The 24997-nt window shown below is 41.2% G+C and carries 15 protein-coding genes, 1 pseudogene and 1 riboswitch; of the genes and pseudogenes, 10 read left to right on the top strand and 6 right to left on the bottom strand.

Going from position 1 to position 24997, the window contains the following annotated elements; genetic code table 11:
* Positions 1-332: 332 nt before the first annotated feature.
* Together PAENI_RS13190 and PAENI_RS13185 are read right to left on the bottom strand one after the other, a co-directional pair.
* Positions 333-1073 (bottom strand): GntR family transcriptional regulator, encoded by a 741-nt coding sequence (locus tag PAENI_RS13190; RefSeq protein ID WP_149645549.1) that lies wholly within the window; start codon positions 1071-1073, stop codon positions 333-335.
* Between the two features lie 185 nt (positions 1074-1258).
* A pseudogene (locus PAENI_RS13185) lies at positions 1259-1426 on the bottom strand (PadR family transcriptional regulator); the annotation flags it as partial.
* A 199-nt stretch (positions 1427-1625) separates the two neighbouring features.
* Between PAENI_RS13185 and PAENI_RS13180 the strand changes: the two are divergent.
* From PAENI_RS13180 to PAENI_RS13170, 3 genes are all read left to right on the top strand, one after another.
* Entirely contained in the window at positions 1626-4538 is a 2913-nt protein-coding gene (locus PAENI_RS13180) for a response regulator (protein WP_149645548.1), read from the top strand.
* Positions 4539-4696: 158 nt separating this feature from the next.
* Entirely contained in the window at positions 4697-5407 is a 711-nt protein-coding gene (locus tag PAENI_RS13175) for a response regulator transcription factor (RefSeq protein WP_149645547.1), read from the top strand.
* Between the two features lie 276 nt (positions 5408-5683).
* A complete protein-coding gene (locus tag PAENI_RS13170) occupies positions 5684-7663 on the top strand; it encodes a methyl-accepting chemotaxis protein (RefSeq protein WP_188114547.1) in 1980 nt (659 codons plus the stop codon).
* Between the two features lie 40 nt (positions 7664-7703).
* Here the strand turns inward: PAENI_RS13170 and PAENI_RS13165 are convergent, their stop codons facing one another.
* Positions 7704-8018: a cell wall metabolism sensor histidine kinase WalK gene (locus tag PAENI_RS13165; RefSeq protein WP_149645545.1), complete on the bottom strand. Its 315-nt coding sequence runs from the start codon at positions 8016-8018 to the stop codon at positions 7704-7706.
* Between the two features lie 198 nt (positions 8019-8216).
* On the opposite strand from PAENI_RS13165, the gene PAENI_RS13160 reads away from it, so the two are divergent.
* On the top strand, positions 8217-10163 hold the full coding sequence (locus PAENI_RS13160; RefSeq protein WP_149645544.1) for a BglG family transcription antiterminator: 1947 nt from the start codon (positions 8217-8219) through the stop codon (positions 10161-10163).
* 176 nt (positions 10164-10339) lie between these two features.
* On the top strand, positions 10340-12322 hold the full coding sequence (locus PAENI_RS13155; RefSeq protein ID WP_149645543.1) for a PTS fructose transporter subunit IIABC: 1983 nt from the start codon (positions 10340-10342) through the stop codon (positions 12320-12322).
* Between the two features lie 400 nt (positions 12323-12722).
* Here PAENI_RS13155 and adhP read toward each other — a convergent pair whose 3' ends face one another.
* Complete coding sequence (adhP, locus tag PAENI_RS13150; protein WP_149645542.1) at positions 12723-13739, bottom strand: alcohol dehydrogenase AdhP; 1017 nt, start codon at positions 13737-13739, stop codon at positions 12723-12725.
* Positions 13740-13936: 197 nt separating this feature from the next.
* Positions 13937-14017: riboswitch (glycine riboswitch) on the top strand.
* 133 nt (positions 14018-14150) lie between these two features.
* Between adhP and PAENI_RS13145 the strand changes: the two genes are divergently transcribed.
* Both PAENI_RS13145 and PAENI_RS13140 read left to right on the top strand, forming a co-directional pair.
* Entirely contained in the window at positions 14151-15509 is a 1359-nt protein-coding gene (locus PAENI_RS13145) for an amino acid permease (RefSeq protein ID WP_149645541.1), read from the top strand.
* A gap of 142 nt (positions 15510-15651) precedes the next feature.
* On the top strand, positions 15652-16104 hold the full coding sequence (locus PAENI_RS13140) for a helix-turn-helix domain-containing protein (RefSeq protein WP_076298088.1): 453 nt from the start codon (positions 15652-15654) through the stop codon (positions 16102-16104).
* A gap of 78 nt (positions 16105-16182) precedes the next feature.
* Here the strand turns inward: PAENI_RS13140 and PAENI_RS13135 are convergent, their stop codons facing one another.
* Positions 16183-17646 carry a DHA2 family efflux MFS transporter permease subunit gene (locus PAENI_RS13135; RefSeq protein WP_149645540.1) on the bottom strand — a complete coding sequence of 488 codons (1464 nt, stop codon included), beginning with the start codon at positions 17644-17646 and terminating at the stop codon, positions 16183-16185.
* 166 nt (positions 17647-17812) lie between these two features.
* Between PAENI_RS13135 and PAENI_RS13130 the strand changes: the two genes are divergently transcribed.
* On the top strand, positions 17813-18367 hold the full coding sequence (locus PAENI_RS13130) for a TetR/AcrR family transcriptional regulator (RefSeq protein WP_149645539.1): 555 nt from the start codon (positions 17813-17815) through the stop codon (positions 18365-18367).
* A gap of 170 nt (positions 18368-18537) precedes the next feature.
* On the opposite strand, the gene PAENI_RS13125 is transcribed toward PAENI_RS13130, so the two are convergent.
* Positions 18538-19689 carry a metallophosphoesterase gene (locus PAENI_RS13125; RefSeq protein ID WP_149645538.1) on the bottom strand — a complete coding sequence of 384 codons (1152 nt, stop codon included), beginning with the start codon at positions 19687-19689 and terminating at the stop codon, positions 18538-18540.
* A 127-nt stretch (positions 19690-19816) separates the two neighbouring features.
* Between PAENI_RS13125 and PAENI_RS13120 the strand changes: the two genes are divergently transcribed.
* Positions 19817-22087 carry a helix-turn-helix transcriptional regulator gene (locus PAENI_RS13120; RefSeq protein ID WP_149645537.1) on the top strand — a complete coding sequence of 757 codons (2271 nt, stop codon included), beginning with the start codon at positions 19817-19819 and terminating at the stop codon, positions 22085-22087.
* Between the two features lie 144 nt (positions 22088-22231).
* A complete protein-coding gene (locus tag PAENI_RS13115) occupies positions 22232-24994 on the top strand; it encodes a glycoside hydrolase family 3 N-terminal domain-containing protein (RefSeq protein WP_149645536.1) in 2763 nt (920 codons plus the stop codon).
* Positions 24995-24997: the final 3 nt, after the last annotated feature.

The following is a 24997-nucleotide window of genomic DNA, read 5'->3' as shown; positions in this document are numbered from 1 at the left end:
CTTTGATTGCGATTTCATAGTCATGCATGATAAATATTTGAATCATACAACATTGTATAGTTGTCTAACAACTTGTATATTCTTTGACAATTAGAATATTACCACAGCTTAATCTCACTGACAACCTTTCGGAATTTGTCTTTTTTGTTACAGAAAGGGGTTTCCCCAAAAGTTGGTTTTTTTACGAATGAGTCAGCCTTGTCTTCATTCTAATGCTTCTAAAATTAAAAAAAATGGCAAGCCTCCGGTTTATTGAAGGCTTGCCATTTGACGTTTTCGGTCCATTGTGGCTTGCTTTAAAAGATGATGGGCAGTGCATGCCCTTCATTCGGTTATTTAGATGTTTTAATCCTAATTTGACTAAATTCTATGGGTATATAGTATTTATTATAAACAACAGGGTACTTGTCGCTGATATATACACTTTCTAAAATCAAATCACATTCCTCTCCGTAGGAAAGTTGGTATTTTAATGACGGAGTATTGACGGAATCAGAACGTTTAATTTCAATGGTGGAGGAATTAGCTAGTTCATATACCTTCTCTTCCAACATGTCCAGTACTTGCTTTTCGTTTTGTAAGTCAAGATTTAATTGAGAAACGGCTTCGATTGGCATCATCGTAAAAGCAAAAGCTACGATCTTATCGTTACTTTTATACCAGCGTTCCAACGCAACAACTGCAGTCATTTCTCGATTTAATACTTGCATGGCATAGTCCGTTAATAGGTCAATTCGGAAAATAAGTTCGATATCATCTATGTTTCCCGTATAGCATTTATATAGGGGATTCCCCAACTTCTCCAAGCCATCCATACTTTGATTCTGATGAAATTTGGTAATGAAATTTCCTTTTCCCTGGATATTTTTAACCAATCCATCTTCCTTCAAAAGTGCCAAAGCATGTCTCAATGTCATTCTGCTTACACCTAATTTTTTGGCCAATTCGGGTTCTGTTGGAAGCTGGCTGTCGGGAGGAAATATTCCTTCCATGATTAATTTATACAATTGGTCATACACAATGACGGATAGTGGTTTTTTTTGTTTATTGTGTTCATGAAGTTTATTGATCATTGTCTTTTACCCCTATAGTTTTTTATTCATGACTATAAATTCCATTATAAACTAGTATAGTGGAATTAAGAAGGGTGGTGGGCTCACCGATAATGGCAACCCAAAGCCGTAACCCTTGCAAGAAGCTGGGGTAAGGCCTTGTTAACAGAGTTGTCTCTCTATAATAGGCCCCTGAAAGCAGCCCGATATGGCTTTCGAGGTCTAGTTTCATTGGTGTTAATCCCTTTCTCCTCCAAAGTGGAGACGAGAGAGTAGCCATATTGCGGTTCGGATAGTTGACTGAGCAAGCCGATAATGATCGTTCCGCGGCGCATCTCCTGCGTCAATCCAGTGACTATCTCTTTTATATCCATGAAACATCAGCTCCTGACTCGCTATACTGTATGACACAGACTATTGTAAATAATACATTAAAAATTATTTTCAACTATATAATAATACCGCACAAAGGAGTCTATCCGTAAATGAGATAGAATTTAGTAATAAAGAGTAGTACTCTCTGGTACATCATAGTATTCTTACTTTGAAGCAGTGCAAATAAAGGGGTAAATCATGAAAGTTTTTGAAGAAGGTTATGCGAAAAAGTTGACTTATTTGATGTTAATTACGATTGTTATAGCCTTTGTCCTAACGGGAAACATTGTATTGTTACAAACAAACAAGATAATAAAGGATGAAATTGAGAGCAAGCTAACATTACAAAGTAAAGCTCTGGCAGATCAAATAAATGCTTTTTTTATGCAAAAGGGAGCTATGGTTCGGCAAATGAGTACGAACCAAACGATGATTAATTATTTGAAAACGGTACAATCAAGAAATGACGCGCTTACCAGTCCTTATTATGGGGAGGTATCTTCAGAATTGGATGCAATTAAGGCGCAGGATAAAACGGTGGAGTTTGTATGGGTTGTGAGCAAAAGAGCAAATTTTTATATTGGAAGTGAAGGTGCAAAGACAAGATCGGACTGGAACATTCAAGAACGTCCATGGTTTAAAGATGATCTAAGTTCAGAAGAGGTCATTTTTACTGAGCCGTACATAGATTATTTAACGGGAAAGCTTGTGACAAGTGGTGTTTTAGAAGTAGTAGAAAACGAAGCTGTACTTGGCGTAATTGCTGTTGATATATTACTGGATGACATTCCTGGCATCATGGAAACCTACGTGATGGGTCACACAGGTTATCCAATTTTACTTTCAAGAAATGGCACAATTATGTATCACCCCAGACCAGAGCTTATTGGCAAGGAAAAACTTTCGGAGCAACCAGGTGGTGTGGGCAGTATTGGAAAAAAGATGATTGCTGGCGAGAAGGGGTTAGAAATTGCATCTGTTAACGGTCACAAGGAATACATAGGGTATGCACCTATATCTTACTCAGGCTGGTCGGTTGCAACTGTACTTCTTACTAGCGAAGCTTTGGAACAATTGAAGTATGCCAAAAGGCTATCTCTTATCATAAATGTAATCTCTATATGCATTCTTGTAAGCATGCTGTATTTTTTACTAAATTACATGTTGAGGGGGCAAAGACGGATACAGGCTGAGCTGGTACAAGCAAAAGAAGAAGCTGAAGAGGCTAACAAGGCAAAGACGCATTTTCTTGCCAGGATGAGTCACGAGATTCGGACGCCAATGAATGGTATTATCGGCTTGTCAGAATTGATGCAAAAAACAAAAATGACGGTTAAGCAACAAGACTATCAAGGGAAAATTTTGACTTCGTCCCATGTATTATTGCGATTAATTAATGAATTATTGGACTTTTCCAAGATAGAAGCAGGCAAATTGGATATAGAGAAAGTAGCCTTTCATCCCGAGGAGATCGTACGACGGCTATCTGATATGCTAGGAATTTATTTGGGGACAAAGCAGTTGGAAATCATTATCGAGACTGAGTCTGAAATACCCATGGAATTAATTGGGGACCCACATCGTCTTGAGCAAGTATTGCTAAATTTGTGCAGCAACGCGATCAAGTTTACGGAGCGTGGATTTGTTTCTCTAAGCATAACGGTGGACTATCAACTACAGCATGAGATTTTTTTGCACTTTGTTGTTGAAGATACAGGGGTTGGATTGACGGCAGAACAGATGCTCACTCTATTTGAACCCTTTACTCAAGCAGATGGTTCAACGAGTAGAAGATATGGCGGAACAGGGCTTGGGCTGGTGATCTCACAAAATCTGATTAAGATGATGGGTGGTAGATTAGATGCTTCTAGTCGATTAGGCAAGGGAAGTGTTTTTTCATGTACTCTACCTTTTGAAATATCATCAAATCAGAGAGGAAATAACCTCTATCTGAGTCAAGGATATGAAGATATGCCAGTCTTGATCGTAGAGGACCATGAGAGGATGCGGAAAAATCTAGCTAATATGGTGAAATCCTTAGACCTATCTCCGACATGCTTGACTGGTTGGCAGGAGGCAATCCATCACTTGGAGCAGCAAGCGGGAGAAATTGCATATAGCATTATTTTTCTTGATATGGAAGCAGAGGATATGTATGGAGTAGAGACCTTAAGTCGTCTGGCAGCACTTGTGCGGGGGAGCCATAGTATAACTATTGCAATGACGACAGAATACGGAAGGGATGAATTAGCGAAGATTGAAGAGGCAGTACAGCCTAATGCGGTCCTGATAAAACCGATCAATCGAATTGATTTATTTAGGTCTCTTCAAGCGGCTTTTGAGCAAAAAAAAGAGTCATATTTTGTAACTAACCAGCTTGTCCACAAGGATGATTTTCTTATCCGTGGTTATAAAGGAAAGATACTCTTAGCAGAGGATCATGAGATTAATCAACAAGTAGCAGTGGAATTGTTACAAGACCATGGATTTTCGGCCACGATTGCTAGAAATGGGCATGAAGTATTGAAAAATCTGGACGGAACAAGATGGGATCTCATCTTAATGGACGTTCATATGCCAGAGATGGATGGTTATGAGGCGACTTTGCTTGTTCGCCAGGATAAACGGTATAAAAGCCTACCCATCGTGGCGATGACAGCAAGCGTCGTCAAAGAGGAGCACAACAATTGCTATCGCGTAGGGATGAATGGTGTGCTTACGAAGCCAATTGATCCTAAAGTACTGAAAGATATGCTAAGCGAATATGTCCCACTACCCTATCTAGATATTCTCAAGGCTATGGAGCGACTCGATGGGAAAATACCAATTTATCACCATATGCTCAAAACATTTGCATGGGAATATGTAAGTTTTGTTGATCGACTTCAGGAAACGATACGAACGGGGGATTACTCTACAGCTAAACGAATGATTCATACACTAAGCGGAGTTGCGGGGAATCTTTCAGCGGAAAGACTATTTATAGTTTCTAAACAGTTTGAAGAAAAGTTTAACAACTCAATAGATTTGAAAAGGTATCAAGAATGTATGAAGGAGCTTCGGCAACAATTAAATGATGTGTTAGCTCTAGTTCATGAAATTTATGATTAACATAGAAAATGCCTAACATTTTCCTGAATTAATGCTTATAATAGAGTATAAATATCTTATCATTCGACAAAACATGAGAAAAAATGCTAGAAAAGTATTAGGAAATATTTTCTGACAAATCGTTTATTAATATTTTTTCTCTGGGAAGAGAGGGGTTTATGTACAAAATATTAATAATAGAAGACGATCAGATCATGGGTGAAATGTTAGCGATGTATTTGTCTGAAGAGGGGTTTAATGTACAGACGGCAGACAACGGCTTCAAAGGAATGGACATTGCCAAGAAGTTCTCTCCTGATGTTATCCTATTGGATATGATGTTACCAGATACAACTGGAACTGAATTATGCAAAAAATTACGTGATTTTTCAACCGTACCAATTTTGGTCGTTTCAATGAAAACAGAGGTATCCGAACGTGTGGATGCTTTATTAGCAGGTGCAGATGATTATATTTGCAAACCATTCAGTATGAGAGAATTAACAGCAAAAATCGTTGCGATGATTAGACGAGCTACTCTTTATCAGTATTCGATATCGGAGAAGGAAGAGGCTGCAGCGGCGCTAAGTTGTAACGGCGATGTGATCATACTTGATGTCGATAGAAGAGCAATCTACGTGAATAGTTTCTTTGTGGAAACGACTTTTTCCGAATTTGAGATTATGCGATTGTTTATTACTAATGAAGAAAAGGTATTTAGTAGAGAAGAGCTACTCAATGAATTGAGGGGGGTTGATTCGTTTGTTACTGAGAGGGCGATGGATGTTCATATTGCCAATCTGCGCAAAAAAGTCGAGATTAACCCTAAAGAACCAAGATATATTAGGACCGTTTGGGGCGTAGGATATAAATTTGTCTCCAAGGGGTAGAAGAACGCGAAGAAAGTATCATTTCATGAGATGATGCTTTTTTTTTTCGTTTTTTCTGGTTGAAATTCATACTTTTCTGAAATTTACTCGCCAATTCTTTTAATGTCTTCTAGCTATAATGTAGCAAATAAAGTGGTAAAAGATTGGGTGGATAAAAATGTCATAAAAGATAGTGCGATTGAACAGAATCAGGGATATCTATTAAGTAAGCCGCTTTGTGAACAAGATATACCATCTTTTTTAGCAAATTTAAATGAAGAAAGGAGAAGAAAATTTATGTTTAAGTGGTTGAGTAGGTTAAGAGGAACGTTAAGGGTAAAGTTAATTGGTTCGTTTGCTATTGTTCTGCTAATGCCAAGTATATTAATTGGCGTACTTTCCTATCAAAGTGCGAAAGGGCAAGTGGAGGGGGAAATCCTTAGTAGTGCGAAGGATACGGTTCATTTTCTAAACAATACGATTGATCAGCAGGTTAGTCCTAAAATTCATCATATAACGTATCTCTCGAAAAGCCTGAAGGCACGGGAGGAGACAACAAGTGAACTGGAGCTAGTACAACTCCAGCTTGAGCAATATAAAAATCTTCAAACAGATGTTTTGTTCACCTATTTTGGATCGAAAACGGGTAGGTATATCGCGACTCCAGCTAGTCAACTGCCTGAGGGATTCGACCCGAGGGAACGAGACTGGTATCAACAAGCAATGGCTAGTAAAGGCCAAGTTGTCATTACGAATCCTTATGAAGATGCCAGTTCGAAAGAGGTTGTCGTTACTATCACAGCGGCATTAGCTGATGGATCGGGTGTTATTGGAATGGATCTTAGCCTTGAGAAGCTTCGTGAAGTGACTGGGAAATATACGATTGGCAAACAGGGATTTCCTTATATCGTAGACAAGACGGGTAAAATTATTGTTCATCCGCAATTAAGTAATGGTGTAGAAGCGAAAGGTAGTCTTTATGATCCTTTATTTAAGCAGGACACAGGTCAGTTTAAATATACAGAGAATGGAGAGGAGAAGCGAACCATTTTTGAAACAAGTAAACTAACAGGTTGGAAGCTAGCGGGTACAATGATGTACTCAGAAATAGAAGAAAAAGTCCAACCTATCTTTAACACAACACTATTGGTCGTCGTGATTTCCTTATTGTTAGGAGCAGCTCTGATCATATTTATAATTGCTTCCATTATGAAGCCGCTTCACGCTTTGATGGGAGTCACAGAAAAGATCAGTACAGGTAATCTGTCTGAGCGGGTCATCATTAAAACTAAAGATGAATTTGGGCAACTGGGTATTCGATTTAATCAGATGATAGATTCACTTTCCACTCTAATTATGGGGGTTTATCAAACGGTAGACCACTTAGCTTCATCCTCGGAAGAGCTCACGACCGGTGCGAAGCAAACGAGCCAGGCAGCCGAGCATATTGCTGAATCCATACAGGAAGTAGCTATAAGTGCAGAAACACAAGTTAAAAGTGTTCTGGAGAGTGAGCAATCCATCGAGCAATTCTCTGTGGGAGTCGGGCAAGTATCCAACAATGCTCAGAATGTAGCATCTACTGTTGCTCATACGTCTGAGTTAGCAGAACAAGGAAGCGTATCCCTGGAAACTGCTGTTCAACAGATGGGCAGAATTCATAATACGATCACTCATGTTTCCGAAGTGATACAAGTATTAGGGGTTAGTTCAGAGGAGATTGGTGAAATTGTAGGGGACATTACAAACATTGCTCAACAAACGAATCTACTTGCCTTAAATGCGGCAATTGAGGCTGCTAGAGCAGGGGAACATGGCCAAGGATTTGCCGTTGTTGCAGATGAAGTGAGAAAGTTGGCCGAGCAAACAGCTCATTCCACAGCCAAAGTTATTAAGCTGATTGATACGATTCAAGATGAGACCAATCAAGCGGTGGTCTCTATTGATCTGGGGACAAAGGAAGTCATGACGGGGATGGAAGTTGTGCATGCGGCAGAGGAGTCCTTTGATAGAATTAAACATTCTATCCAAGATGTGAATGGACAAATACAGGAAGTGTCTGCAGCTTCTCAACAAATGTCAGCTAGTACTGAACAATTGTTAAGCACTTCAATCCTGATTAAGGAAGCTTCCGTGAAGACAGCGGCTGGAGCAGAAGAAATTTCTGGGGCTAGTCAGCAGCAGTTGGCTTCAATGGAGGAGATTGCTGCATCTGCTACCTCACTCTCTACTGTGGCAGAAGAGTTGAAAGAAATGGTTAGCAAATTTCAATTGTAGAAAGATGATATAAGAGCTAGATTAAGCCTATATGCATAGTTTAGATCAATGATATGGGACCACTCAAAACTGACATGTAAAATAAAGAAACCACTCTGGTATCGGAGTGGTTTCTTGCCTTTGGAATGGAGCGAGATAAAAAGTCGGCCCATTTACTAATCGAAGTCAGGGTAAATACAACACCAGCTATAAAGACGGCAGCAGTGCTTGCTACCACGTAAGCCCAAAGGAGAATACCATTTCTGTTAAAAAAAGCTGGAGGTCCTAGACAAGCCAGCCCTGTACTATTACTTCTTGCTTTATCGCCAGTATAAAAGCGATCAAACACCGGAAAACTACTGCTTAATCCCGTCAACTGCGAAGGCCCCGCTTCTATTTTTGATTTTTTTGTAGTAAGCTCTATTATTATGTTTATTCCAGTAAAGAGAAGGCTTGAAGAGGCTGAGTCTGATTATGGAACGGTTCAGTTCAGGTTGATAAACTAATCATTAAATAATGGGGAGAATCCCTGCTCTTATATCTCACTAAAACATGATGGAAGCAGGGGAATCTGATGAATAATAGGCAAAAAGAGATTTTTCGCATTTTATTAACAGAATCGAACCGATTATTGTTAGTGCAGAATCTAGCTGATGAGATTAACTGCTCAGAGAAAACCATTCGGAGCGATCTGAAAATTATAGAAGAATATATAAGAAGGTACTCAAATACAAGCTTGGTGAAAAGGCCGGGACGGGGCATTTATCTGGAGATTGACGAAGCCGATCAGGCTGATTTATTCCACCGTCTTTATGCGGGAGAAAGTTCGGCTAGAAATGAATCCGACGAGGAAAGAGTTCTGCATCTCGCTTACCGGCTGCTGATGGATGCCAAGCCCGTAGCCATTCAGGAATTAGCGTCGCAGTATTTTGTGAACAAAGTGGTTATTCGTAAAGATGTAGAGAAAATTGAGGCGTGGTTGCAACCCTTTAATCTAGCCTTAATCTCTAAGCAGAGAGTTGGCCTTGCAATTGAAGGCTCCGAAAAAAACAAAAGATCGGCTTTGGTACGCTTGGACCAGTTGATAGACAGCCCGGAGTTGACGGGACAGATGATGATGAAACAGTTTGAGCAGCACGAGATTGATGGCGTATACAATGAATTAAGGGCACTGCAAAAGCGGCATTCGCTTTATTACACAGATGAAGCTTTTGAAAGTCTAATGCTACATATTTTGCTGATGGTCAAACGAACCAAACTTAAACAGCCGATCTCTCTCTCCGATCAAGAAATTGCTTTTTTGCAGAAAAAAGCGGAATTTACATGGGCCGAGGATTTTTTGCTGCGGTTGAAACGGCTGTTTGCCGTGTCTTTCCCCAGTAAAGAAGCGGCTTATTTAGCATTGCGCCTACTTGGCGGGAAATTCCGCTATCGTCAGGAGAGTGAGGGTTCTAGTGGGGACGATTTGGCGGACAGGCAGCCTCTCTTACAGGGTATTGTCGAGCAGCTGACGCACAGGATGTCGGTGCTTAACATGATTCAGTTTTCCCAAGATCAGGTACTGATGAATGGTTTGAAAGTTCATTTATATACTACCCTGAACCGTCTTGATTATGGTCTGGCCGTGTCCAATCCGATGCTGGCCGAGATCAAGAAAATGTATCCCTATATGTTCGACCGGGTCATTGTGGCGCTGGAAGAGATGGGCGAATCGCTTCATTTATCCATTCCCGAGGAAGAAGCGGCCTATTTGACGCTGCATTTCCAGGCATCTGTTGAAAGGCTTCATCAAGGCCAAAGTAATCCCAAAAAGGTGATTATCATATGTCACATGGGCATTGGCATGTCCCAACTTCTCCGAACGAAAATTGAACGTAAATTTCCGTCTGTGCATGTGGAAGCATCGATGGCCAAAGCAGAAGTCCATGACTATTTAGCTACCCATAAAGTGGATCTTGTCATTTCTACCGTCGCTCTTTCGGGGCTGAAGATCCCTCATATACATGTCTCCCCCTTGCTGGAGGTTAGAGACGAGCGAAAGCTGGAACATGAAATTAAACAGCTTGATGAGCCAAACAACAGACAAGAATCCATTTTTTTAAAGTACACAACGCCATTTCTGGTCTTTCTCCAGCAGGACGTGCAGCAGCCAGACCAGATTATAGCTAAGCTGGGGCAAGTATTGATGGACAAGGGATATGCGGAGGCAGGTTATTCGGAAAGCGCTCTGGGGAGAGAAATAATGTCGTCTACGACTATAGGGGGAGGGATTGCCATTCCGCATGGTAGCCCTCAATTGATCAAACAATCGGTGATTGCAATCGCCACCTTAAAGCAGCCACTCCTCTGGGGAACTGAAAAAGTGGAGCTCGTGTTTATGCTTGCGTTAAAAAGTGAAGAACGGGAAGAAGCGAGGCAAATGTTTAAGGAATTGTCCCTGATCAGTGAGCGTCCGGCTTTTGTCAGTGCTTTGTCCAAGGAAACTGACGTGATGAAATTTCTGAGTAGGCTGAAAGAGTAAATTAAAATTAAGCTATACACACGATAAAGAGTGACCTTTTAATATCGTTTTATTTGTTTGACAAGAATAAATTTAGTTTTTCCGGAAGTTTCGGTAAAATTTCAATAAGATAAGGGCATGGTTGGCGTTTATACTATGAATGTAAGCGGAAACATTTATAGCGAAGGAGAATGACCATGAAAATATTGGCGATTACCTCATGTCCTAATGGAATAGCACATACGTATATGGCCGCCGAAAATCTTCAAAAGGCGGCAGCTAAACTAGGCATCAAGATGAAGGTTGAAACTCAGGGTTCTATTGGAGTGGAGAATCAGTTAACCGAGCAGGATATCCGTGAAGCGGACGGCATAATTATCGCGGCGGACAAAACGGTGGTAAAGGATCGGTTTGTCGGCAAAAAGCTGCTTGTAGTTGGCGTACAGGAAGGCATCCGTCATCCGGAAGAGCTGATCAGACGGGTGATGAGCGATGATGTGAAGGTCTACCGAGCACAATTGCGGTCGGCTGAAGATATCAAGCAGGAGAAAAAATCGAAGCAAAATCCGATTTACCGCCATTTGATGAACGGGGTGTCCTATATGGTGCCGTTTATCGTTGTCGGCGGCTTACTGGTCGCAATAGCGCTGACCCTAGGTGGCGTGAAAACCCCGGGAGGTCTGGTCGTACCGGATGATTCATTCTGGAAGACGATATTGGATATCGGATCAGCCGCGTTTACCTTCATGGTGCCCATATTAGCCGGTTTTATCGCGATGAGTATTGCGGACAGGCCAGGTCTTGTTCCGGGTATGGTCGGCGGATTCATCGCCGCAAACGGAAGTTTTTACGGGAGTGAAGCGGGAGCCGGATTCATCGGCGGAATTATCGCCGGTTTCCTAGCGGGTTATGTAGCGCTTGGAATCAAGAAAATGAAGGTTCCTAAGGCGCTAAAACCTATCATGCCAATCATCATTATTCCAATATTGACCTCCCTGATTGTAGGTTTGATTTTTGTATTCTTGATTGGTTCTCCAATCGCGCAGCTGTTTGAATCCTTGACGGGGTGGCTCGCAGGTATGCAGGGTACAAGTTCGATTCTGCTAGCCCTGATCCTGGGTGCGATGATTTCTTTCGATATGGGCGGTCCAGTGAACAAGGTTGCATTCCTATTCGGTTCGGCCATGATCGGAGAAGGAAACTATGAAATTATGGGCCCAATCGCCGCCGCTATTTGTATCCCTCCAATTGGAATGGGACTTGCAACGATGATTAGCAAACGTAAATTTGAACCGGCGGAACGAGAGGCCGGCAAAGCATCATTTACAATGGGACTGTTTGGTATCACCGAAGGTGCAATCCCGTTTGCGGCACAAGATCCTCTGCGTGTCATTCCAAGTATCATGGTCGGTTCGATGGTCGGTTCGGTGATAGCGATGCTTGGCCATGTTGGAGACAGAGTAGCCCATGGCGGACCGATTGTAGCCGTGCTTGGCGCCGTTGACAATGTGCTGATGTTTTTTGTCGCCGTCATTGTCGGTTCGGCGGTAACGGCTGTCATGATCAGGCTGCTGAAAAAGGATGTTACAGCTGCAACCCAGGCTGTCCTGGGAGAAGCGGATCTTGAATATTCTGTCGTAGTAGCTGAGACAACTACCACAGACGTGTCGGCATCGGAACAGGCAAATGACCGGACCGCGACGGAAGCGCCAGCCATTCACATTGAGAAATTAACCGATATTCTTACGCCGGATTTGATTAACCTGGATCTGAATGGAGATACTAAGGACGCTATTATTAACGAAATGATTGGAGCGCTGGATAGAGCCGGAGCGGTAAGCTCTGCCGGTGATTTCAAAGAGGCTATATTGGCCCGGGAAGAAGAAAGCTCGACAGGCATCGGTCTGAATATAGCCATTCCCCACGGCAAATCGGACGCCGTACTAAAGCCAAGCATTGTATTTGGCATCAAGCAGAATGGAGTAGATTGGAAGAGCCTAGACGGAAGCGAAGCTAAACTGATCTTTATGATTGCGGTGCCGCGCAGCAGTAAGGGAAACGCCCATCTTAAAGTGCTGCAAATGTTGTCTCGCAAGCTGATGGATGATGATTTCAGGGAAAAGCTCTTGGTGGTTAAAACCAAGGAAGAAGCATACCAGTTGCTAGGTCAGGTGTATTGATCCATTACGCTGAGTTTAAAGTAAAATGACAAAAGAGGCTTTCTCGCTGTTACAGCGGAGAGCCTCTTTTTTGATTTCAGGGTAGGTCAAGGGGGAGGCAAAGAGCGAGCCGTTAGAATCGCATCGCTCTTTTGCAGTTTGCGATAGCTTTAAGCTATTTTGCAAAGCTGAGAAAATCTATTGATCTTGTACATATTTCTCTCCTTCTTAGAGTGATGGTATGCTTTAAAATTACAGTCTAATACGTATGGTACGACTGTGTAAAATTTATCTTTTCATTCCGAGCATAGGTTTAGGTAGGGATGTGATACATCGCGGAGAGCGGTATTATTAACAGAGCAAGTTTTTAGTCATAAAGAAACCCGAAAAGCAGCACTTGTCGAGCGTGTTTTCTCTCGGGTCATTTCGTCATATCAAGGACGATTCGACCATTGATTTTGCCTTCTAACATAAGATCGTAGATCTCATTAATATCTTCTAGTTTACGTGTCTCAATAATGGTTTTTATTTTTCCTTCTGCAGCGAATTGTAAAGTTTCTTGCAAATCTTTGCGAGTGCCGACAATTGAACCGACTACCTTTGTTCCGTTTAATACTGTATCAAAGATCGGAACATCCATGGATTCAGGAGGCAGCCCAACCATGACGCAGGTACCGCCGCGGCGAATGGCCCGGTAGGCTTGGTCGAATGCTTTTTTCGCAACCGCCGTACAAACGACACCATGCACTCCACCGATTTCTTTTTGAATCCAGTCTGCGGCATCTTCTTTTAATGCGTTTACGGTTTTGTCTGCACCAAGCTGTTTGGCAAGCTCCATCTTTTCATCCGACGTGTCGATGGCCACTACGTTCATTCCCATCACTTTTGCATATTGTACGCCAAGATGACCCAATCCTCCGATGCCGAAAATGGCTACCCACTCACCTGGTTTTACACCCGATACTTTCAAAGCTTTATAGGTCGTAACGCCAGCGCAAAATAAAGGTGCCGCTTCGATGAAGCTTAAATTATCAGGAACCTTCACTACATAATCGGCAGCTGCCACACAATATTCTGCATATCCGCCATCTACGGAATATCCAGAATTTTGCTGATCGAGACAAAGAGTCTCTCTTCCTGTAAGACAATACTCACAATGACCGCAGGCTGAGTACAGCCATGGAATTCCTACTCGGTCACCTACTTTTAAGTGTGTAACTCCTTCACCTATTTCTTCAATAATCCCAACGCCTTCATGCCCGGGAATAAGAGGGAGTTTCGGTTTGACGGGCCAATCCCCATGAGCAGCATGCAAATCAGTATGACACACTCCGCACGCCTGAATATGGACAAGGATTTCTTTGTGTCCGGGTTTTGGTTTAGGTACGTCTTGTAGTTCTAACTTTTCTTTAAATTGTTTTACTACAGCGGCTTTCATTAGCATACTCCTTTAGCTTTTTGTTTTTCAAAAAGTAGTATGTTCATGAGGCTTGCTTTAAATTCTTGAGACTTTTATCACTGATTAACACTCACATCACAAGTAATATGTTAGAATATCAGAACAGCTTTACTGCGTTACCGCTTTATCAACTTCATAATTCACGAGCTATGATGGCTAAGGATTACACTTTAGCTGGAGCAGCTTCTGGAGAGACCGCGGAAATTCCGCGGCGCCGAAGGGTTCACAATCTCAGGCAAAAGGACAGAAGAGTACTGAATATATATTTGTCATGCTGATCGACATCAGTAGGCAAATATTATTTGATATTCTTACGATCTGGGAGATTGGATGACATCCAATCTCTCTTTTTTTATTCCAATTTATTGTACTCACAAGGGGGAACTAGGTATGGCACAACCAGAATTAAAGAGAGAGCTAGCCAATCGGCATGTTCAACTTATTGCTATTGGCGGCACCATCGGTACAGGATTATTCTTGGGATCAGGCAAGGCGATAGAGAAGGCAGGCCCATCCATCATGATCACGTATCTAATCGTGGGTATTGCTGTGTTTTTTGTGATGAGAGCACTGGGAGAGCTCCTATTATCTAAAGCGGGCTATCAATCGTTTACGGATATTGCTGAAGACTACCTTGGATCACGAGTCGCGTTCATTACCGGTTGGACCTATTGGTTTTGCTGGATCATGACGGCTATGGCTGATGTCATCGCTGTTGGCGTATATGTACAATATTGGTTTGATATCCCGCAGTGGGTCCCTGCCATCGCCTGTCTAGTCGTGTTATTAGGACTTAATTTATTAACTGTAAAGAGCTTTGGGGAACTCGAATTTTGGTTTGCTTTAATTAAGGTAATTACGATTCTTGCCTTGATTGGTCTTGGAGTCATTTTGCTGATCATTGGGTTTAAGACGGATGCAGGATCGGTGACGGTACGAAACCTATGGGAGCATGGGGGATTTTTTCCGAACGGCATATCAGGCTTCTTATTTTCTTTTCAAATGGTTGTATTTGCTTACGTGGGTGTGGAATTGGTCGGGGTGTCGGCAGCGGAAACAGCGGATCCGGAGAAAAATATCCCATCGGCGATTAATAAAATTCCTTTACGGATTCTATTTTTCTATGTCGGTGCGCTTTTCGTCCTGCTATGCATTAACCCTTGGACGGAGCTCAGCCCGGCAGAGAGTCCTTTTGTAAAAACCTTTACTTTAGTAGGGATTCCAATTGCCGCAGGGATTATTAATTTTGTCGTATTAACTTCAGCCGCTTCCGCTTGTAATAGTGGGATGTTCTCGACCAGCCGAATTCTCTATAATTTGAGTAGAAATAACCAGGCATCACCTCATTTGGGCAAACTGAATAAAAACCATGTACCAGGTAACTCGTTATTCATTTCTACAATTGTTATATCTGTGGGTGCTCTTTTGAGTAAACTTATTCCGGAGCAGGCTTTTGGAATCGTGACAACGATTAGCGCCATTTGTTTTATATGGGTGTGGGGCATTGTTCTTATCTGCCATATTAAGTATAAGAAAACCCGGCCAGACTTACAGGCGAAATCCAAATTCAAAGCACCGTTCACACCGGCTATTAATTATATTGTCTTAACCTTGTTCGCTGGAATACTGATCATCATGCTGTTCGCTGGAGAAACACGCCCGGCTTTATTGTGTACTCCGTTATGGTTTATTTTATTATTTATCTTGTATTCGATTAGAAGTAAAAAGGGGAGAAGTAATCAAGCTTGAGTGAGGTCAACATCAACTAGCGGTAAGCCTAGTGTTAACTGCAACTTGGGGTTGCGGGGCTGCAACTAAAGCGTTCTTTACTTCTGCATACGATTAATCCAATATAGGCTTATGAATTGCAGAAAGGTAGTTGTTTGCTGCTATGATCTTTGGGGAGAAGTTAAAAGCGGAAAGAAATAAAAAAAGTTGGTCACAAGAAGAACTGGCCGAGAAGCTGTTTGTAAGCCGACAGTCGGTTTCGAAATGGGAGAATGGTCAAAACTACCCAAGCATTGAAATCATTATTAAAATAAGCGATCTTTTTGGGGTAACTATCGATGAGTTACTAAGAAGTGACGAGGAGTTGACCAAAAAGGTGATAGAAGAAGGAAAGAAATTGGCTCACCCGAAATTAAAGTTTGTATTTGATGTCTTCGTAATAGCAGGCATTGTGCTGTTAGTGATTAAACTCTGTGTTCTCTTTCTGAACAAAGTAACGGCGCTAGGGATTACCTTGAATGGCGGGTCATTCTTTTGGAACTTCGGTTCTTTGATTTTAATGGTTGTCGGGGGAATCGGCTCCAGCATCCTGAAAGAAAAATATAAACAAGAGTAAGCCGATGAGCCGGGAATAGCTATTAATAATGTAAAAGGACAGCTGATCGCTGTCCTTTTTACATTCCACTTTATGAGGTTATTTCTTGCTAACTAGGTTTGTTTTCTTTTCAATCGTGATCTTGCTCTTCATCGGCATAAATAATGTTATAACAAACGCGGCGACGGATAAAATCATCATAAAGTAATAGGCGTCACTTGCCCCAAGAATGGATGCAAGGGATTTAAGGATCTCAGGAGTAGTAGAGGGGTTGTTCTGCATCACTGTGGCCGCATGACTTGTTGCCTGTACTGTATAAATCGTAATTACGACAGCAGTACCGATGGCTCCGGCAATTTGGCGAACGGTATTGTTCACAGCTGTACCATGCGTGCCGAGTTGTTTGGGCAGTGCATTTAGTCCAGCCGTATTGAGAGGCATAGTGATGAAGCTTAATCCAATTCGCAGGCCTATGGTACGAATCATTAGATACGTATACGTTGTAGATTCAGATAGATCAGTTACCGCCCACATAGATGGAATAATAAACAGTAAACCAATAATGAACAGTGGTTTAGCACCAAAACGGTCATATAATTTACCGGTGACGGGTGACATGAACGCATTTACGAGAGCCCCCGGCAACAAGAGTAGTCCTGCATCAAATGCTGTAAAACCACGGCCATTCTGCAGATAAATAGGCAATAAAATCATATCTGCGTACATCATCATGGTAATTAACACGTTAATCAGAGAAGTCATCGTAAAAACTTTATTTTTGAAGACAGACAGGTTTAACAGTGGATCATCAGACTTGATTTGTCGAATACAAAATACGGCCGTTACAGCGATTCCAACTCCTAAGGATAGGATCACTATTAGATCGCCCCAGCCTTTACTGCCTGCACTGCTGAAGCCGTATAAAATTAAGCCAAATCCAACGGTCGATAAAAGAACACTTACTACATCAAGCTTAGACTTAGACGTCTCGGATACATTCACTAAATACTTGAATGCCAACGCTATAACAATGATGACGAGTGGAATGAGGCCGATAAATAACCAGCGCCAAGAGTGATATTCAACAATAAATCCCGCAAGCGTCGGCCCAATAGCAGGAGCAAATATCATCGCCAGTCCAAGCAGTCCCATAGCACTGCCGCGTTTTTCAACAGGGAAAATAGCGAGCACAACGCTCATCATGAGCGGCATTATAATACCGGCACCTGCAGCTTGAATCATCCGTCCGACTAAGAGTAGACTAAAGCTCGGCGCTGCTGCACAAATGATTGAGCCAATTAATAAAAATGACATGGCACTTAGAAATAATTGACGTGTTGTAAAACGTTTCATTAAATAGGCTGTAATCGGAATCAATATCCCGTTGACCAGCATAAAACCCGTTGAAATCCATTGTACAGTTGTTGCCGTGACATCAAATACATCCATCAGACTACTTAAGGCGACATTTAAAAGCGTCTGATTGAGTGTAGATAAGAAACAACCAAAAATTAGAATGGTTAGTAGGATTCCTTTATTTATTTTCTTAATATCTTCTTGCATGGTGCAGGCCTCTCTTCATTGCTTTTTCGACATAGTGTCGATAAAATAAATCATATCAGCATTTAAAAGGTATTCCTATTTGCAATTTTATTGAAAATGTCGACTAATCGACAGAATGGGTAAATTAGTTGATGAAATACTATATAAACGATAATAGAGGGATGAAATGTCCGAACATAAAAGAGTTGATCCACGAGCCATTCGATCAAAAAAGATGCTGAAAAATGCTGTTTTTTCATTATTGGCCGAGAATGTGGAGATTTCTCAATTGACTGTCCAAAAAATCGCCAACCGTGCTGAGCTGAATCGTGCAACGTTTTATTTGCATTATGAGGATATTAACGATTTATTGCGCCAGATCGTACATGAAATCTTTGATGACCTGTCCATGAAGGTTGAACCGTTATTACAAGTGAAGAGCAGTATCGAACAGGAGCAGTTGGTCATATTTTTAAGTTATTTTTATGAATACCGGCAAATCTTTGCTGTATTGGTAGAGCACAAAGGCTTCAAAAACCAATTAACCAACCTATTAAAAAATACTATCGAAAAACGAAGAAAAGTGAGAAACATTGATTCCACTAAGGAGGTTGTCTCCCTTGATATTATTGCAGCATCACTATTAGGGATTATTATGTGGTGGATTAAGGATGGCAGCCAATATAGTGCGGAATACATAGCGGGGCAAATTACCTTGATGTATAAAAGAAAGTATTTATAAGTGCTAGACTGCGCTACAGGAGGACATGGGTAAAAACCGCTGTATGATGTAGAGAGACAAATTTCAAGATAACGGATATTCTCCGCACCAACCTTAGGTAAAACTATAAAAAGCGGCAGTCTAGGACGCTAATTCTCGTCCAGAGGCTGTCCGCTTTTTTAAAAATCATATCATTTAAAATCAACCTTGATCTGGGCTATCTCACTATTCGTACCAATGCGTAATGGCGGTCCCCAGGTACCCACACCTGATGTAACAATAACTTGAGGACTGTCTAAATTCTTCTGATAGTGTCCGTAATCTACTGTGAACATAGCATTGGTGATTAGATTTGCAGGGAATACTTGTCCTTGATGCGTATGTCCGCTAAGTATTAAATCGACATCATCTCCGTACTGAATCATATTCGTGGGTTGATGATCCATTACGATAACGGGCATAGTTGTATCAATGTTACCCATCACTTCAGAAGTAACTGCTCTAGCATTTCCTTGATCACCAATCGGTGATGAATCTCTCCTGCCAACTACAACGAATTGATTATCAATAACGACATGCTCATCATTTAGAAGTTTAATATTACTCTTATCTATAAAGTTCACAATCTCATCGTATGATCGTCCTGCATCATGGTTACCTAAACAAGCATAAACCCCATAGGTGGACTGAATAGTATTTAATAACTCTATTCCTTTGGAAGGATTAGAGAGCGCATAGTAGTTACCATTAAATATATCTCCTGACATCAACACAATATCCGGTTGCATGTTATTAATACGATCAACAACGTCTTCAATAAACTTTACATCATTTACGTAGCCTAAATGTAAGTCGCTGATCAGAACAATATTTAAATGATCTAACGACGTGCTTTTATGTATTTGGATCGGATAAGTAACTTCTTTTATCTGATTCGCATTATAAATCCCATAGGACACCAACCCTATGACTAGAATTAATACTACTGACCTTGTATGAAAAATAACACGTTTTGGCGCAGGGGAGGGGATGATTTTGATCCATTTACTAATAAGTAAGATTACATCGGAAAGGAGTAACAGCAAGAACAAATAGAAGTAGATCCCCATCCAATAGTCCCCGAATTGACCAATAAAATTAACAATACTTGAATCGGTCGTCATAGCTGAAGAGGACAATAGTAAATTAATAATGATTGTTACCGCACACAAGCTGTAGATGACTCCGTATATAATCCCATTAATATTTGGAAATACATGTTGTAACCATTTAAAAATTTTTCTCGCGATGTAATAGTTACTTGCCGCGTACATAGCGAATATAAACAGAAATGCAAATACCATATGATGCACCGTCCTATTTTTTTAGATTTCAGAGAGCAATCGTTTATAATCAATAATAATGAACACATGGTCAGGTACTCATTAACAGTAACATATTTTTTCATGTTGGAAGAGGAGATTGTTGATTTTGAATAAGAAGAAAAATGGATCAGATCAAATCGTACTGGCCGCAATCGAAACGATTGAGGAAGTGGATTTTCTACTTATGACGGAGTTAACGGCATGGTTTGTTCTTTCTGGTTATCTGGAAATTATGCGAAACGGTTCGGATATTTTGATTCGGACAGGCGATATTTTCGTTTTTAATAAAGGTGATATTGTTCGTGTAATTGGCAGTGAAGAGAATGCGACGCTCTCGGTAAAGTTTCTAACCAATGAGTATCAAGAGGAGTTTCCAGCATTTAAGCTTAACATTCCACTATCGATGGTGTACAAAAAAGATGGATATGAGCTTGTGAAGAATTGTATGGCGTACTTGTACGTCGAAAGGATATATCCGGGAGCCGGTTCTGATTATATCATCGAAGGGTATTCGAAACGTTTAATCGGATTGCTGTATCGTTATCTTGGGCCAGAAGATGAAAAGAAGCAAGTTCATACTGCTTCGGATAAGGTAAAAGAAATTGTATCATATATTAATGTTAATTATGCGGACAAACTTAGCCTGGATGAGATTGCTGAAAAGTCTTATAGTAGCAAATACTACTTGGCGCATTCCTTTAAAAATCAGCTAGGGATTTCAATCGGAAATTACATCAAAGAAGTGCGATTGTTTCATAGCTTACGTATGCTGGAAAATACGAATGATAAGATTGTCACGATTGCTTTAGCCAACGGCTTTCCCAATGTACGATCATTTAACGAGGCATTTAAAATAAGGTATGAGCTTTCACCTGCTGAATTTCGTGAACAGCGTCAAATAAGAGCGGTGCAGAATCGTGTCGATGCGGAGCTGTCCCAAGATGTATTAGCTCTACTATCGCCGTATGTGCCGTTAGGTGAATTACCGGCTGGCCCGTCTATTTCCCCCGATCGCATCGAGGTTCAATTAGATTTGCATAAAACGATCGGCCAGTACTCAAAGGTCAATCATGTTCTTAAAGTAAAAGGTGAACTTATGGATAGCCGTTTGCTCGAAGTACGTCAACGCCTTAGGGTGAAGTGGGTAGCGGTCACTCGTATTTTTAAAACAGTAGATGTACGTTTGAGCGAAGGGAAGCTGTTTTGTTCATTTCGTGAGTTGGATCGAATGTTGCAGCAGATCGTGTCTGTTGGCATGTTTCCCTACCTTCAATTTCAATCTATAGATTTGGATGATTGGGAGGAGCGGGGATTTCATAACAATGAATGGTTTCAAACGGTAATGACTGAATTAAATCTTCATCTGCAACAAAATTATATGACAAGTCAGGATTGGATGTACGAGTTCCGCTGCTTCTATGAAATGAAAAATAGCAGGGAATTACGTTTGCCGTTAGTGAATACCATTTCAATCTTTAAAAACTATAAGAACGTGGTCATTCATTTTCCTATCCCGCCAGAAGATGCGGTGTTGCTCGATATGACTTGCCATAATGCCGTTTATTGCATTGATGACTGGACCCGTATGCGCAAGATTCCACTTGAAACTGCGCTTAATTATCTATTTGATGAAGAATACATTCGGGTCATTGGTGAGAACACAAACATGCAAGACCAAAACCGTATTTTGGATCGAATGCTGGTTTACGATCAGGATGATTATCTACACGCATATTCAGATCTAGCGCAAGCAAATGCAAGCATTTGGCAATATATAAACCTAATGAATCAAAACGAAATTGCAGGTCACTATTTTCCCCCATTATCACTCGATTCAGCGAAGCTGTTTGAGTATTTTCCAGATGAGCTGGCAAGTAAGCTTTCATTACTTACACCGGATGGTCGTTACAAGGACAATTGGTATGCGACAGAGTTTGTGAGTCGCTTGTTTGATGAGATTGTGTTCAAAAACAACTCAAGTATCGTGACAAAACAGCAAGATAATTACCGCATTTTAACTGTTTATCCAGAAGAAGAGCAACATCTGTTTATCAATGAAAATAAGGAAAAACTAGAATTAGCTTGGCATAAGGCAAAAAGTCCCTATGTTTTTATAAAGATGGAACTTACAAACCTTGAAGGGACATACCGATTGATCAAGCAACGATTAACTACTGAGCAAATAGATCAGCGATTAGACCTTGCTGATTTAAGGAAATGCAAAAAGTTGTCTTTCGAAGATATTGCGTATTGGAATGCAATTAATCGACCTTCGAGAAGCGTAGAACAACTGAAAATAAAGGGGAATCATACACTTGAGTTCGAAGTTCCGCTATTCGGGATTGTTATGATCGACTTAGAAAAAACCAACGATTAATGCTAAATGTTGCTCACTCGATTTCTTGATAAATCAAATGAACGCAATATTTAGCTTTTTTTTCGACAAGATCCTGATAGTTAAAATGTAAGCGCTATATTATGATTGTGAAAAAGAAAGACGATACCGGAGGGGGTCGCCGTGGTGGACAATTTTAATACTAAACGCGTTAAGAAAAGTGAAATCGTGCAAAAGGTGAAGGAAGATAAAGCTAAGCTGCGAGCGCGAAAGCAAGAAATTAAAGCGCTACCGGAAGCGGAACGAACAGCAGCGATTGAACAGGACAAACAATTACGAAAAGAGCAAAAGCAACAAATAAAAATGGAGTTGAAAGCTCTAAGTCGCAAAGATCGTAGAGCGATGAAAAAAGAAGCGAAACGCTACAAGAAAATTAAAAATAGACCAAGACGTTTCACCGGCTGGTCGATCGTAGCGCTTGTTGTCATATTATTGTTCGTACAATTCGGTGCAACCGCTTCTAGCATCATCGATGCGCTGACAGGAAAACACATTACAGCCGTAACCGATTCACCTGAGGCGCTTGCAGCACGTGAACAAGGTGGGAAAATAGCTGAAGAAATTGCGAATGAAGGCATTGTTCTATTGAAGAATGATGATAAACAGCTGCCTTTGAAAGATAAAAAGGTTAACGTCTTTGGATTAGCTGCATTTGAGCTACGTTATGGCGGTGGAGGATCTGGTGCGGGGGATACTTCCCGTGCGGTTAATTTATTTAAAGGTCTAGAAAATGCAGGTATTTCGTACAATACCGAGCTTCATGACTTGTATCAAGAGGTTGGTGCAAAAGCAGGAGTGGGCAGCAAGGCGAGTACCGGAGTCATTCAAGTTGTAAAAGGCATGTTAGGCGGAAACTCTAGCGATGAACCTAAAATCGATTATTTATCGGACGAAGCAATAGCACAAGCGAAATCTTATTCGGAAAATGCAATTATTGTCATTGCTAGTGAGAGTACAGAAGCTAGTGATGCGACCGCTGAACAGTTGAAATTGACAGCAAATAAACGCGCTTTGATTGAAAAGGTTGCACAGTCATTTGAAAATGTCACAATCGTTGTAAATGCGGGGAATGCCTTAGAGCTTGGTTTCGTAAATGAATTTAAATCCATTAAATCTGTATTGTGGATAGGAACACCTGGCCCTTACGGTGCCAACGCATTAGGAAATATTCTTGCAGGAAATATCAATCCATCAGGCCGTATCACGGATACGTACGTGTATGACAATTCATCGGCTCCAGCAAGTGAGAACTTTGGAGACTACAAATACGATAATTTGAAGTATTCATTCCTCAATTATCAAGAAGGGATCTATGTCGGCTACCGTTTCTATGAAACCTTCTTTTTAAATGATGAAGCAGGCTATCGAGATACCGTGTTATATCCTTACGGACATGGATTAAGCTACACGGATTTCGAGTGGAAGGTTCTGAATCAGTCATTGTCGGAAGACAAGATTGAACTACAAGTCGAAGTGAAAAATGTTGGCGACAGAGCCGGGAAAGATGTTGTTCAAGTTTATTATTCAGCTCCGTATATTGCAGGCGGCATTGAAAAATCGGCCATCGAACTGGCGACTTATGCAAAGACGTCTCTGCTGGAAGCAGGTCAATCCGAGGTGCTTACTCTTTCGTTTGCTACCGAAGAGATGGCTTCTTATGATATGAACGTAGAGGAAGCGTATGTATTAGACCCAGGCACATATACGATTAAAGTGGCTCGCAACGTCCATGATATCGTAGCAAGTTATAACCTTGAGCTCGCTGAGAAAAAGATTTTCAAAGAGGATAAGGATACTGGAACACCTTACGAGAATCGCTTTGAGCTAGCAAATGGCGATTTAACGTATTTGTCCCGGAATGATTGGGAGAAGACATACCCTTCGGATGAAAATATTAGTCATAAAGCACCGCAAAATGTGGTCGACGCATTCTCAAAAGAGCCGGAAGCTTCAAAGATGGAAATGCCAACGGTTGGCGCTGATAATGGCTTAGTACTGGAGGATTTGAAAGGTTTAGCCTTTGATGATCCGAAATGGAATGAATTCATGGATCAGTTTACATTGGACGAAATGATTGATTATGTAGCAAACGGCGCCTATAGAACAATGGCGGTAGAACGTTTGGGTGTTCCTAAAACGTTGTTGATGGATGGACCTGCTGGATTTAGTTTCTTCTTTAAGCATATTGAAGCAGCGTCATATCCGTCTGAAATCGTCATTGCTGCAACATGGAACAATGATCTAGCCTATCAAATGGGAGAAGCGGTTGGTAAAGAAGCGCGTGCGTATGGCATTCAAGGCTGGTATGCACCGGGGATGAATATTCACCGTACAGCACAAGGCGGCCGTAACTTCGAATACTTCTCAGAAGATCCTGTGCTTTCAGGAAAAATGGCGGCATCTATGATAAATGGCGCAGAAGACCAAGGCATTATTGCCTTTATGAAGCACTTCGCGTTAAACGATCAAGAAACCAATGCTCGTTCAGGAAATCTGATCTGGGCCAACGAGCAAGCGATTCGCGAAATCTACTTGAAGCCGTTTGAGATTACGGTTAAAGAAAGCAGCCCTCTAGGCGCAATGTCTAGCTTTTCGATCATCGGGACAAAGTGGGCAGGAGCGAATTCCGTCTTGTTAAATGATGTTCTGCGTAAGGAATGGGGCTTTGATGGATTTGTTTCCAGCGATGCAGTCTTTGGGTTTATGAAAGCGCCGGATGCGGTTGTAGCTGGCAATGACCTCATGCTCGATATTATGACACCAAGTAAAAACGAGAAATTATTAAAACAAGCATACAAGAAGGATCCTGCAGGAATCACAAACGGAGTTCGCACAAGTGTTCAGCATGTGTTGTACACGATCCTGCAAACCTACTTATTCGAAAAATAGGCG

The sequence above is a fragment of the Paenibacillus sp. B2(2019) genome, from assembly GCF_008370385.1.
Taxonomy (GTDB): Bacteria; Bacillota; Bacilli; order Paenibacillales; family Paenibacillaceae; genus Paenibacillus_AQ.
This window is presented reverse-complemented; position numbering and strand designations above follow the sequence as displayed.